The sequence below is a fragment of the Nocardia sp. NBC_00403 genome (genome assembly GCF_036046055.1).
GTDB lineage: Bacteria > Actinomycetota > Actinomycetes > Mycobacteriales > Mycobacteriaceae > Nocardia.
Genome location: NZ_CP107939.1, coordinates 6451525 through 6464226, shown reverse-complemented (window position 1 = coordinate 6464226; position 12702 = coordinate 6451525). Strand labels below are relative to the sequence as shown.

General features: G+C 67.3%; 13 protein-coding genes. 9 read left to right on the top strand and 4 right to left on the bottom strand.

Features of this window, described 5'->3' with window-relative positions; all coding sequences use genetic code 11:
• Positions 1-30 precede the first annotated feature (30 nt).
• The 9 genes from OHQ90_RS28745 (at position 31) to OHQ90_RS28705 (ending at position 9261) form a co-directional block, all read left to right on the top strand.
• Positions 31-606, top strand: coding sequence for an Rv1476 family membrane protein (locus OHQ90_RS28745; RefSeq protein WP_328402730.1), 576 nt, complete (start codon positions 31-33; stop codon positions 604-606).
• A 266-nt stretch (positions 607-872) separates the two neighbouring features.
• Complete coding sequence (locus OHQ90_RS28740) at positions 873-2291, top strand: NlpC/P60 family protein (RefSeq protein WP_328402728.1); 1419 nt, start codon at positions 873-875, stop codon at positions 2289-2291.
• A gap of 133 nt (positions 2292-2424) precedes the next feature.
• Complete coding sequence (locus OHQ90_RS28735) at positions 2425-3642, top strand: AAA family ATPase (RefSeq protein WP_328402726.1); 1218 nt, start codon at positions 2425-2427, stop codon at positions 3640-3642.
• 26 nt (positions 3643-3668) lie between these two features.
• Complete coding sequence (locus tag OHQ90_RS28730) at positions 3669-4625, top strand: DUF58 domain-containing protein (RefSeq protein ID WP_328402724.1); 957 nt, start codon at positions 3669-3671, stop codon at positions 4623-4625.
• On the top strand, positions 4622-5626 hold the full coding sequence (locus OHQ90_RS28725; RefSeq protein ID WP_328402722.1) for a VWA domain-containing protein: 1005 nt from the start codon (positions 4622-4624) through the stop codon (positions 5624-5626). Before OHQ90_RS28730 ends, OHQ90_RS28725 begins: the two co-directional genes overlap by 4 nt.
• Positions 5627-5722: 96 nt before the next feature.
• Positions 5723-6439 carry a 3-oxoacyl-ACP reductase FabG1 gene (gene fabG1 / locus OHQ90_RS28720; RefSeq protein WP_328402720.1) on the top strand — a complete coding sequence of 239 codons (717 nt, stop codon included), beginning with the start codon at positions 5723-5725 and terminating at the stop codon, positions 6437-6439.
• An 81-nt stretch (positions 6440-6520) separates the two neighbouring features.
• Complete coding sequence (inhA, locus tag OHQ90_RS28715) at positions 6521-7384, top strand: NADH-dependent enoyl-ACP reductase InhA (RefSeq protein ID WP_328402718.1); 864 nt, start codon at positions 6521-6523, stop codon at positions 7382-7384.
• Positions 7385-7531: 147 nt separating this feature from the next.
• A complete protein-coding gene (locus OHQ90_RS28710; RefSeq protein WP_328402716.1) occupies positions 7532-8590 on the top strand; it encodes a ferrochelatase in 1059 nt (352 codons plus the stop codon).
• Positions 8591-8730: 140 nt separating this feature from the next.
• The gene (locus OHQ90_RS28705; protein WP_328402714.1) at positions 8731-9261 is read left to right on the top strand and encodes a hypothetical protein; all 531 of its coding nucleotides are present in this window, start codon (positions 8731-8733) and stop codon (positions 9259-9261) included.
• A 36-nt stretch (positions 9262-9297) separates the two neighbouring features.
• Here the strand turns inward: OHQ90_RS28705 and OHQ90_RS28700 are convergent, their stop codons facing one another.
• The 4 genes from OHQ90_RS28700 to OHQ90_RS28685 all read right to left on the bottom strand — a co-directional run bounded on the left by OHQ90_RS28700 (position 9298) and on the right by OHQ90_RS28685 (position 12665).
• Positions 9298-10047 carry a serine protease gene (locus tag OHQ90_RS28700; protein ID WP_328402712.1) on the bottom strand — a complete coding sequence of 250 codons (750 nt, stop codon included), beginning with the start codon at positions 10045-10047 and terminating at the stop codon, positions 9298-9300.
• Between the two features lie 99 nt (positions 10048-10146).
• On the bottom strand, positions 10147-10962 hold the full coding sequence (locus tag OHQ90_RS28695; RefSeq protein ID WP_328402710.1) for a hypothetical protein: 816 nt from the start codon (positions 10960-10962) through the stop codon (positions 10147-10149).
• 116 nt (positions 10963-11078) lie between these two features.
• The gene (locus OHQ90_RS28690; protein ID WP_328402708.1) at positions 11079-11744 is read right to left on the bottom strand and encodes a class I SAM-dependent methyltransferase; all 666 of its coding nucleotides are present in this window, start codon (positions 11742-11744) and stop codon (positions 11079-11081) included.
• Between the two features lie 105 nt (positions 11745-11849).
• Positions 11850-12665, bottom strand: coding sequence for a DUF3097 domain-containing protein (locus OHQ90_RS28685; protein WP_442941503.1), 816 nt, complete (start codon positions 12663-12665; stop codon positions 11850-11852).
• Between the last annotated feature and the right edge of the window lie 37 nt (positions 12666-12702).

Here is a 12702-nt window from a genome sequence, read left to right as displayed (position 1 = left end):
TCGCGTGCGGCTCGACAGACCGGATGGAAGATGACCGTCTCGCACACCTCGGTTTTCACACCCATGGCCGCCGAACTGCCGCCCGGGATCGATGACAAAGCCATGGACGCCATCATGAAAGATGTGGCCGACAACCATGTGGCCACGCCCAAGGGCAAGGATCAGAAGGCATTGGAGGCGGTCGTCGCCGACGCTCGGTCCCATGGAATCGAGCTCAGCATCGTGGTGATCCCCGGCAATCCAGGCCACGACTCCAATCTACGTGACCTGGCCACCGTGGTCGGCAAGACCGAGCACGGAACTGTCGTGGTGCTCAGTGACGACTGGGTCGGCACGTACAGCGAATCCATCAGCCGGGTCAAGTTGGAGCGGGCCGAGGATTTCTCGAAGAGTCAGCAAGCGCATTCGGCACAGGCGGCCCAGCTTTTCGTGGATCAGCTGGAGCGCCCGGAAATGATCTCCTGGACCGCGATCACCAGTGTGTTACTAGCGGGCACCGCGATCGTCGTCGGCGGGCTGTACTGGATCAAGTCTCGGCGCGCGTCGGAGGACGCGGTGCCGGTGGGGGTTTCCGGTCGAGGCGGCGATCGGGACTCTGCGCACTAGCGAGTACCCGTTCAGTCACTTTTCCTAACGGTCGGTTTGTTTTAACCGGGCGGAGCCTTGCGTGCATCCGGCTAATTTCGGGCAAAGGGCAAATTACGCGACTGTGATTCTGTTGCTGGAGTTTTCTTGGTGAAGGATGTGTCGTACGGTTCGAATGACCACTGATGGGGAAGATGTGTTGAGAGAGCTATTCGCCGACTACTGAGCCCGATGGTGCGGCTGATGCTCGTGAGGCGAAGCCGACGTCGGGTCCTTTGGGAGGTGCGATGCGCAACAACGGCGAAGCCGGCTCTCGGCGTCCGCTGTGGGTCGCTCTGGGGTTGCTGGTCTCGGTTGTCGTGGTGGTGACGGCGGGACCCGTCACTGCGGTGCCGCCCGCCCCGCCGAACCCGAGCGACGGCCAGATCGCCGACGCCGGCGCCCAAGTCGACGCCAGACTGACCGAAGTCGGCGGACTGATCAACCAGGTCGCCGCGGCAGACCAGCAGCTACAGCAGCTCGACGACGCCGTTGCGCGCAAACGCGAAGAGGTCAATAAAGCCCTCGTCGACCTGCAGAACGCGCGCGCGGCTGCCGACGCCGCTGCCGCGGTGGTCGTCGAGACTCAGCGCGAACTCGCCGACGCCGGAACCAAAGTCGGCGTGGCGCGGCGCAACTTCGACCAGTTCGCCACCCAGGCCTACACCCGCCCCGGCACCGGTTCGATGGTCACCTATCTCACCTCCGCCACCCCCGACCTCGCCCTCGATCGCGCCCAGGTGCTGAGCCTGCTGTCCAAGAACCAGCAGCAGGTCCTCGACGGCCTTCGACGTGCCCAGATCGATCAGGCCAACAAGAATTCCAGTGCGCGCCGGGCGAAGTCCGAGGCGGATGCCGCCGCCGCGGTTGCCGAACAGAAGAAGGTCGACGCGGCGAACGCCGTCGCCGCCGCGAAGTCCGAACTGGATCAGCAGACCGTGCTGCGCGACAACATCGTCCGCGAGCGCACCGCGGCCCAGGGACGGCTGGACGCCGCGCGCACGAATGTGGCTGGGCTGCAAGGACAACGTGAAGCATTCCTGGCCTGGGACGAGCAGCGCAGGGCCGAGGAGGCGGCGATCCGCGCCGCCGCGGCCGCCGCTGCGGCCCGCGCCGCCCAGGACGCTGCCGCCAGGGAGCGTGCGGCTCAGGCGGGGCAGGGTAAGCGCCCACACAATCAGCTGGAGGACTCGCCGCCGCCGCGGTCGAGCACCCCGCGCCCGAGCAGGCCGGCTGTCGGCGGTTCCGATGCCGTCGAAACCGTCGTCGACCGGGCCATGTCCCAGCTGGGCGTCATCTATGCCTGGGGTGGCGGCGACGAGGACGGGCCGACCCTCGGCATTCGCGACGGCGGCGTCGCGGACAGTCACGGCGACTACAACAAGGTCGGATTCGACTGCTCGGGACTGATGATCTACGCCTTCGCCGGAATCGGTGTTTCGCTGCCGCACTACAGCGGCTATCAATACAACGCCGGCACCCGCGTTCCGGTCGGCGAGCGGGCCCGCGGCGACATGTTGTTCTGGGGCCCCAACGGTAGCCAGCACGTCGCGCTGTATCTGGGCAACGGAAAAATGGTGGAAGCGCCGCAATCCGGTGAGGTCGTCCGGGTGTCCGCGGTACGCGAGGGCGGCATCATGCCGTACGCGGTGCGTATCGTCTCCTGAGGGTTGTGGCGTTGCGGCGTAACCAGGCTGGCGAATCCCACGGATTCCCGTACTGTCGGAGCCGGTTGCGGCGCTTGCGGCCATTACCTGGAATAGTTGTGGCAGCACGCACAGGACCAAAGCGAAAGCGGGGATGTTGGTGACTTCGACGGACGGTGTGAGCGGGGCAAGCTTGGCGAAAGAGGCGCCTGCTCCCGTACCTAGCACCCTGGAGCGTGACGTCCAGACCCTGGAAAAAGCGATCTACGAGGTCAAGCGGGTTATCGTGGGCCAGGATCGACTGGTCGAGCGGTTGCTGGTCGGTGTGCTCGCGCGGGGCCACGTCCTGCTCGAGGGTGTGCCCGGTATCGCGAAGACCCTTGCGGTGGAGACCTTTGCCAAGGTCGTCGGCGGCTCGTTCTCCCGGGTGCAGTTCACTCCGGACCTGGTGCCCACCGACCTCATCGGCACCCGGATCTACCGGCAGGGCCGCGAGCAGTTCGACACCGAGCTCGGCCCGGTTGTCGCGAACTTCCTGCTCGCCGACGAAATCAACCGTGCACCTGCCAAGGTGCAGTCGGCACTGCTCGAGGTGATGGCCGAGCGGCACGTGTCGATCGGTGGCAAGACCTACCCGATGCCCGATCCGTTCCTCGTCATGGCGACACAGAACCCGATCGAGAGCGAGGGCGTGTACCCGCTGCCGGAGGCGCAGCGCGACCGCTTCCTGTTCAAGGTTGTCGTCGACTACCCGTCGGTCGAGGAAGAGCGCGAGATCATCTACCGGATGGGTGTCACGCCGCCGGAGGCCAAGCAGATTCTCGAACCGGACGATGTGATCCGGCTGCAGAAGCTGGCCGCCAACACCTTCGTGCACCACGCGTTGGTCGATTATGTGGTCCGGGTGATCGCGGCGACCCGCACGCCCGCCGACTTCGGCATGCAGGATGTGGCGAGCTGGATCTCTTACGGCGCCTCGCCGCGTGCCAGCCTCGGCATCATTGCCGCGGCCCGCGCCGTCGCCCTGATCCGCGGCCGCGACTACGTGGTGCCGCAGGACGTGGTCGAGGTCATCCCGGATGTGCTGCGCCACCGCCTGGTGCTGTCCTACGACGCGCTCGCCGACGAGATCAGCCCGGACGACGTGATCAAGCGTGTGCTGCAGACGATCGGCTTGCCGCAGGTCGCGCCGCAGGCGATGGGACCGAGCACACAGCACGCGCCTGCTCCGGCCGCACCGCCCACCATGGGTCCGCACACTGCGCCGCAGCGACCGCCGATTCCGCAACCCCCGGTGCCGCAGCCGCAGGCGGCTCCCCAGCCGCCGGTCGGGCAGATTCCGCAGGTCGCCGGCAATAACCAGCCCAAGTGACCCGAGCATCTGACCCGGTTCCACGAATGACGATGTCATCACACGCACCGCCTTCGTTCCGAGCAGGAGAGCTCACCGATCCGAAGTTGTCGGCGGCGCTGAAATCGCTCGAGCTGACCGTGCGTCGACGGCTCGACGGCGTGCTGCACGGCGATTACCAGGGTCTGATCCCCGGCCCCGGTTCGGAGCCGGGCGAGGCTCGCACATACCAGCCGGGTGACGATGTGCGGCAAATGGATTGGTCGGTCACCGCCCGCACCACCCATCCGCATGTTCGGCAGATGATCGCCGATCGCGAACTGGAAACCTGGATGGTCGTCGACCTGTCGGCCAGTCTGGATTTCGGCACCGCGTACTGCCAGAAGCGTGATCTCGCGATCGCCGCCGCCGCCGCGATCACCCACCTCACCAGTGGTGGCGGCAACCGGATCGGCGCTGTTGTCGCCACCGGTGAGCAGTTGGTCCGTATTCCGGCGCGCAGCGGTCGCGTGCACGCCCAGTCGCTGCTGCGCAGCATCGCGACCACCCCGCACGCCCCCGACGGCGTGCGCGGTGACCTGCGCGCGGGCATCGAATCCCTGCGCCGTCCGCAACGCAAACGCGGCCTCGCGGTCGTCATCAGCGATTTCCTCGGCGACATCGACTGGCAGCGTTCGCTGCGCGCGATCTCCGCGCGCCACGACTTGCTCGCGGTGGAGGTGCTCGATCCGCGCGATCTGTCGCTGCCCGACATAGGCGATGTGGTGCTGCACGACCCGGAGACCGGGCGTACTCGCGAATTCAGCGTGACGCCGACGCTGCGCGCCGATTTCGCGAGCGCCGCCCAGCGACACCGCGAACAGGTCGAGCAGGCGCTGCGCAGCTGTGGCGCGCCGGTCATGACGCTGCAGACCGATCGGGACTGGATTGCCGACGTGGTCCGGTTCGTGTCCACCCGGCGCCATGCCTTCGGCGCGCCGACCGGAAAGGTGGCGCGCCAGTGAGCATTTCGCATTTCACCGCGCTCATCTGGCTGAGCTTCCTCGCCGTCATCGGACTGATCGCGCTCGGCTACATCCTTGTTCAGCGCAGCAGGCACAAGCACATGCTGCGCTTCAGCAACATGGAGCTGCTGGAAAAGGTCGCACCGACGCGGCCGAGTCCGATGCGGCACGTGCCCATCGCGCTGATGCTGGTCGGGCTGGTGTTCCTCACCATCGCCGCCGCGGGACCGACGGCGGTGAAGAAGGTGCCGCGCAACCGCGCGACAGTCGTGCTGGTGATGGACGTTTCGCTGTCCATGGAGGCCACCGACGTCGAGCCGAGCCGTCTGCAGGTGGCGCAGAAGGCAGGCAAGGAATTCGTCGACGGGCTCACCCCCGGTATCAACCTCGGTTTCGTCACCTTCGCGGGCACCGCCTCCGTGATGCAGCCGCCGACCACGAACCGGGAAGCTGTCAAGGCCTCTATCGACAACATCAAGCTGGCCGAGCGCACCGCCACCGGTGAGGGCATTCTCACCGCGCTGCAGTCGATCGAGACCCTCGCGCAGGTGCTCGGCGGCGCCAGCACGCCGCCGCCCGCCCGGATCGTGCTGATGTCGGACGGCAAGCAGACCGTGCCCGACGACAAGGACGTCGACAATCCGCGGCACGGTTTCACCGCGGCTCGCCTCGCGAAGAACAAAGGCGTTCCAGTGTCGACGATTTCGTTCGGCACCCAATGGGGCGCGGTGGAGATCCCGGATCCGGACGGCAAGGGGGCGCAGCGGGTCAAGGTACCCGTCGACGACGACTCGCTGCGCGAAATCGCCAAACTCTCCGGCGGCGATTTCTATACGGCGTCGAGCCTGACCGAGCTCACCGCCGTCTACGACACCCTCGAGGAGCAGATCGGCTACGAGATGACCCGTGGCGATGCGAGTAGGCCGTGGCTTTTGCTCGGCATGCTGCTTGTCTGCGCGGGTGTTGTGACCGGATTGCTCTATCGTCAACGCCTGCCATAGGCACTGCCCTCGCCTGCGGGCGCTGCGACTGTGGCATCGCACCAATGTGTGGTGCCCGGACGCGGCGCACGAACTCGAACAGATAGGTTGGTCTTTATGTCGAACATCACATCCCGGTCGGTACTGGTGACCGGCGGCAACCGTGGCATCGGGCTCGCGGTCGCGCAGCGTCTGGTCGCCGACGGCCACAAGGTCGCCGTCACGCATCGTGGGTCGGGGGTGCCGGACGGACTGTTCGGTGTGAAATGCGATGTGACGGACAGCGAATCTGTCGACGCCGCCTTCACCGAGGTGGAGCAGCATCAGGGACCGGTCGAGGTGCTGGTGGCCAACGCCGGCATCACCGACGACACGCTGCTGATGCGGATGACCGAGGAACAGTTCACTCGGGTCATCGATGCCAACCTGACCGGTGCGTTCCGTTGTGCCAAGCGGGCCAACCGGGCCATGCTGCGGGCGCGCTGGGGCCGGATGATCTTCCTCGGTTCCGTCGTCGGCCTCGGCGGCGGCCCCGGCCAGATCAACTACGCATCCTCGAAGGCGGGCGTCATCGGCCTCGCGCGCTCGATCACCCGTGAGCTCGGTTCGCGCTCGATCACCGCCAACGTCGTCGCGCCCGGGTTCATCGAGACGGACATGACGGCGGAACTGCCCGACGATCTGCGCGACACCGCGAAGAAGTTCATTCCGCTGCAGCGGCTCGGGCAGCCCGAAGACGTCGCGGCCGTGATCAGCTTCCTGGCCTCCGAAGATTCGCGCTATGTGTCCGGCGCTGTCATCCCGGTCGACGGCGGCATGGGCATGGGCCACTGAGCTGACGGAAATCCCGGTGGCGCCGGCGCCGTCGGTGGCCGCAAGCAACCTACACACGACTTTCAGGAGAACCGAGAACTCATGGGCGGACTGCTCGAAGGCAAGACCATCCTGGTCACCGGCATCATCACCGACGCTTCCATCGCCTGGCATGTCGCCAAGGTGGCGCAGGAGGCGGGCGCAAAGGTGCTCATCACCGGGTTCGACCGGCTGCGGCTGATCGACCGGGTCGCGCAGCGGCTGCCGCAGCCGGTGCCGCCGGCCATCGAGCTGGACGTGCAGAACGTCGAGCACCTGGCCACGCTGGCGGACCGGGTGCGTGAGGTCGCGCCGGAGGGTATCGACGGCGTCGTGCACTCCATCGGGTTCGCGCCGCGCTCCTGCCTCGGCATCGGCGGCGAGTTCCTGGACGCGCCGTGGTCGGATGTCGCCGTGGCGCTGGAGGTTTCGGCCTACTCGTACGCGGGACTCGCCAAGGCGCTGCTGCCTGTGCTCAACGACGGCGCCTCCATCGTCGGCATGGACTTCGACCCGCGCCAGGCGGTGCCGTTCTACAACTGGATGGGCGTCGCCAAGGCGACCCTGGAGTCGGTGAACCGCTATGTCGCCCGCGAGGTCGGCCACCGGGGCATCCGCTCCAACCTGGTTGCGGCGGGCCCGGTCAAGACCCTGGCTGCCAAGGCCATCGCGGGCGCCGCGACGGGTGAGGCCAAGAAGCTCGAGGCGCTCAACACCGTGTGGGACGAGAACGCCCCGCTCGGCTGGGACGTCAACGACCCGACCCCCGTCGCCAAGTCGGTGTGCGCGCTGCTCTCGGACTGGCTGCCCGGCACCACCGCCTCCATCGTCTACGTCGATGGCGGCGCCAGCCACAACTGGTCCATCCCGGCCAGCATGCTCGGTGAAGACGCGCCGGTGGCCGAATCCGAGCCCGCGAACGTGTGAAACTCCCGGTGACCGGGCGGATGAACCTCCCGGTATCCGGGCGCGGGGTGGCCCCGTCGCCCGGATACCGGTGTTTCGGTCGGCCCGGCGTCGGAACTGTCGCATGGGCGCAGGCACTGGCAACCGCAGCATGAGGATAGGTTGAGCATGGGTTTTGATGCGCTGCTGCTGCTTTCCTTCGGTGGCCCCGAACGGCCGGACGATGTGATGCCGTTCCTGGAGAACGTCACGCGGGGCAGGGGAGTGCCACGCGACCGCCTCGAGGAGGTCGCGAAGCACTATCTGCATTTCGGCGGCATCTCGCCGATCAACGCGCTCAATCTCGACATCATCGCCGCGGTCGAAGCCGAATTGGCTGCAGCCGGAATCGATCTGCCGGTGTACTTCGGCAACCGGAACTGGCACCCCATGGTCGAGGACACCGTCGCACGGATGGCCGCCGACGGCGTGCGATCCGCGCTGGTATTCCCGACCTCGGCGTGGGGCGGCTACTCCGGTTGCCTGCAGTACCACGAGGACATCACCAGGGCGCGTGCGGCTTTCGGCGCAGGTGCGCCGGAACTGGTGAAGCTGCGCCAGTATTTCGACCATCCGCTGCTGATCGAGTCCTTCGCGGACGCGATTCGTGCTGCGGTGGCCCAACTTCCACTCAACCGTCGGGATCGGGCGCGCCTGGTGTTCACCGCGCACTCGATCCCGATCTCCGCCGACGCCACCGCGGGTCCGCCCGCCGACGGTGGCAGGCTCTACAGTCGCCAGGTCGCTGAAGCGGCACGTTTGTGCGCGGCCGCGACCGGATTCACCGATTTCGACCTGGTGTGGCAGTCGCGTTCGGGCCCGCCGCAGGTCCCATGGCTCGATCCCGACATCGTCGATTACCTCGAAGATCTGTCCGGCAAGGCCGTCGACGCCGTGGTGGTCTGTCCGGTCGGCTTCGTCTCCGACCACCTCGAGGTGATCTGGGACCTGGACAACGAGGCGAAGGCGAAGGCTGCCGAGCTGGATATGGCATTCGCCAGGGCGGCGACACCGGGCACCGATCCACGATTCGCCCGGCTGGTCGTCGAATTGATAGGCGAACATTTGACGGATGCGGCGGCGCGGCGACTCGGTGCGGTGCCGGGCTACGGGTGCACCCGGAATGGGGATCCGTGTGCCGTCGGCTGCTGTGCGCCGGCTCGGAGCAGCGCCCCTGCCGGTCGGTGAATCGGGCTCTCGGACAGCGGATCGGGGTCGGCTGCCGAGTGGTGTACCTCGGCTGCCCAGCCTCGGGAGGATCAACGCGGTTGCGATAGCATCCCTTTCGGCTTCGGTAGCGGACCGAAGCCGCTCGAAGGGGGAACCCGATGGTCTATGTCGACCTGCTGACCAGCGCAGGCCTGCTCGATACGCACGTGTGGTCCGATAGCGCCACGTGGGCGTCGGCGTTGGACTCCTACGACGCTCGGCGTCGTGGTGGCAGCAGTAGTAGCGGCGGCGTGAGTGCTTCCGCCTATATCGTCGGCATCATCTGCTTGATCATCATCGTCGTCGCGATCGTCATTGTCGTCCGCTCGTCGTCGAACAGCAGGAACCAGAACCAGCTGCCGCAGAATCCGCCGCCGTACCCGCCGCAGCAATACCCGCAACAGCAGTACGCGCCGCAGCCCTACCCGCAGCAGGCCCCCGGCCAGCCCTATCCGCAGCAGCCGTACTCGCCGCAGACGCCGGGCCAGTCGTATCCCCAACAGCAGGCGGGCCAGCCCTACTCGCCGCAGACGCCGGGGCAGCCGTACCCGCAGCAAGCGCCCGCACCGGGCTATCCGCAACCGTACGGGCAGCAGCCGTATCCTCAACAGCCCCAGCAATACCCGCCGCAGCAGCCGCCCACCTACTGACCTCGGGGGTCAGGGGCATATCGGATTTGCCGACAATCACCAATTCAGGTGCGGGAGTGCATAGACACCCGGGAAGCCGGGACGTGCGCTGCCTTTGCCCCATGAGGTCAGCCCCGCAAGCCTGCCGTCGACGAGCAATGGTCCGCCACTATCGAGTAAGCCGGTGTCCGCTTCGGTAGAGCCTGCGCAGAGCATGTCGCGTGGATCGAAGGCCGAGCCGTATGCGGCGGCGCAGGCGCTGTCGGAGACCAGCGGGACGACGGCGGCGCGCAGGATGGTGTTGGAGTAGTCGCCCTCGGCGGTTGCGCCCCACCCGAGGATCGTGCCGAAATCGGCTCGCTGGGAAGCGATTTCTACGAACGGTCCCGGTCGTGGCCGGTCCAGGGTGAGGATTGCGACGTTGTTGTGGTGGACGGTTTCGCCGTCGAAGTCGGTGTCGTGGAAGCCGGGGTGGATGCGAATATCTCTGACTCGCACGGTGTCTCCGTCACTCGAGCGCAGGTCGGTGCGGCCGAAAGTGACGGTGAGCGCCTGAGGGAGCAGCTGCGCGAGCTGAACGCAATGTGCCGCGGTGACCACCCGATCCGGTGCGACGAGCGCGCCGGCGCAGAACTGTCCCGACGCGCGGGTGAGGAAGAGTGGGCTGCCGATCGCGGCGAGCCACGGGTACGCCGTCGCCGCCGCGGCGCTGCCACCCACGATCGCCGAGGCGGGAACCGCCGCCGGGAGAGCGAGGCAGATCAGCGCGGCGGCCAGGACCGCGGAACTGCGCTGTGTGAGGAGCATTGCGCACCGCCCTGCGTCGGAGAGCCGGGTTGATCGGCCCCCATTCAACCAGATGGGGCCACCACCTGGTGAGCGATCGGATCGATGGTTTCGCGTGACTCAGGACGTGCCACGTGCCGCTGCGTGCACGGCGACGAGGCGGGCGGCGCGGATCGCGTCCCAGAGTGGGCGCAGCAGGTCTTCTTGCGCGCCGATGGCCGTTGCCGACGTGGGGGAGGATGCCGGTTCCCGTTGTGCCACGGTGAGGATGGCGGCTACGTGGTCGGCGCTGTTCAGGATTCGCCTGGCACGCAATGGAATCGACTCGGGGTAGTCGTGTTTGGAGTAGTCGGCGAGCTCGGCCTCGATGAGTTCGCGTGGGTCGGATTCGGCGGCGTTGACGGAGGTGGTGTGCAGCTGCATCAGCGCGTCGGCGGCGTCGCGGACGGCTTCGCGCATCGCGTATTCGGCCTCGCCGAGCGACATGTCAGGGCCGGGTGCGGGCGGGATGGGGGTGCTGTAGACGGTCCACTGCAGGGTGTCGTCGTCGGCCCACTGCGGGATCAAGCCGGTGCCATCGGTTCCTGGGACGCCGATGAGCAATCCCTCACCGGTGTCGACCGCGTCGGCGGCGAACACGGTGCCCGCGGGCAGCCCGCGCACGTCGCCCGGTACCGGAAGCACCAGCCGTAGCTGTGCGCCCGGCTGCGCCATGGTCTCGCGAATCACCTTGAGCAAGGCCATGACTCCGGTGCCGGGCAGGTTGCCCCGCGAGGTCCACGGCAGGTCGTTGCGGCCGCCGGTCGCCGGGTCGCCTGCGGCAATGGTGTGCTGCGGAGCCCAGGCGTACAAGGCCTCCAGGATGTCGTCGGGCGCGCTGCATCCGGCCAGCCATGAGCCGGCCCACACCGTCAGCGTGGCACTAGGAGAGCACATAATCATCGAGCATAAAGGGTGATCGCTACCCGAGGGCATCCATCCCTGGTACCCCGGTGAGCTGCGTGCATCGATGGCCCGACTGATTCGAAATGCGCATGGTTAACTCATCGGTGTCAGGCCCTCCGGAACACCGCGCGCCACCGGTACGCCTCGGGTCTGGTCGGCAGGGATACCTGCTCGACACGCATGGGTTCCAGCCCGCCGACCGCGAACGATTCGATTTCCGCGCGGGTCAGCGGCCATGGCGGACCATCCACATGCTCGCCCTCCACCCGGATGCCGGAGATCACCAGCAGTTCACCACCCGGCGCCACCATTTCCGCGACTCGGGCGATCGCCTGGGTCCGGACCGACAGTGGCATCGACTGCACGGTGATGGACTCCACCACGAGGTCGAACGCGCCGCTCCACTCGGCGGGCGGATCGAGCAGATCGGCGACCACATAATCCACCGGCGAGTTCGGGAAGCGCTCGCGGGTCGTCCGAATCGCGGTTTCCGAAATATCGAACGCGGTGGTGCGGAAGCCCAGTCGCACAACATGTTCCGCATCCCTGCCCAGCCCGCTGCCAACCACCAGCGCCCGCCCGCCGACACCGGCGGGCTCGTGCCGCTCGGCCCAGTCGACCAGCAGTGGATTCGGTTCATCGGCATCCCACGGCACAATCGCCGACCCCACCTCCGCGGCGGCGTACAGTTGCTCGAACCATCCGGTCGGATCGCCTTGCGCGAGCGAGTCGGTAGCGAGCCGGGTTGCGTCCACATCACGATGGTCGGTCACTCGTCGAGTCTTGCAGAATGCGGCGGCGGGATTCGTCCGGCGTCCCGGCCGTGTCGGCTGCCAACACGAGAGGTTCCGCGAAACCGGATAATTCGGACGTGCAGGCTACTGCTCGGGCTCGGTGACGAAATCGATGAGCCGCTCCACCGCGCCGATGATCGGGGCTTCGAGGTCACGGAAGGATTCGACGGCGTTATAGACGCGCCGCCAGCCCTCCTGCGGAGTGCCCCAGCCGAGGCGGCGGCAGATGCCGGTTTTCCAGTCTTCGCCGCGTGGCACCTCCGGCCACGCCTCGATTCCGACGGTGGCGGGGCGAACCGCCTGCCACACATCGATGAAGGGGTGGCCGGTGACGAGGACATGCGGGCCGAGGCCGGTGGTCAGTTGGGTTTCCTTCGAGCCGGTGACCAGGTGGTCGACCAGCACGCCGACTTTGCGGCCGGGGGCCGGGTCGAATTCGACGAGCCGCTCGGCCAGGTTGTCCAGGCCCTCCAGATGTTCCACGACCACGCCCTCGACGCGCAGGTCGTGGCCCCAGACTCGTTCGACGAGGGCCGCGTCGTGCACGCCCTCCACCCAGATCCGGCTGGTCCGGGCGACTCGGGCGCGTAATCCTTCGACCCGCGTGGAGCCGGATGCCGAGCGAGTGTCCTTTTTCGCGGCGGCGGCGGCCGGCCGGACCAGCGTGACCGGTTGGCCGTCGATGAGGAACGCGGCCTCGCGCAGCGCGAACAGCCGCACCGCTCCGCGCCCGTCTTCCAGCTTCACGAATTCACCGTCGTAGCTGCGATCGAATCCGACCACGGCGCCGCAGAAGCCGGTGGCAGCGTCTTCGACGACGAGGTCTCGCTGCGCCGTCACCTGCGGCACTGCCCGCTTCTGCTTGCGCGAGTGCCCGCCGAAGATGTCGTTGCCATACATGTCACGCGAACTCACCCGCCCGAAGCTACCGTGCCCG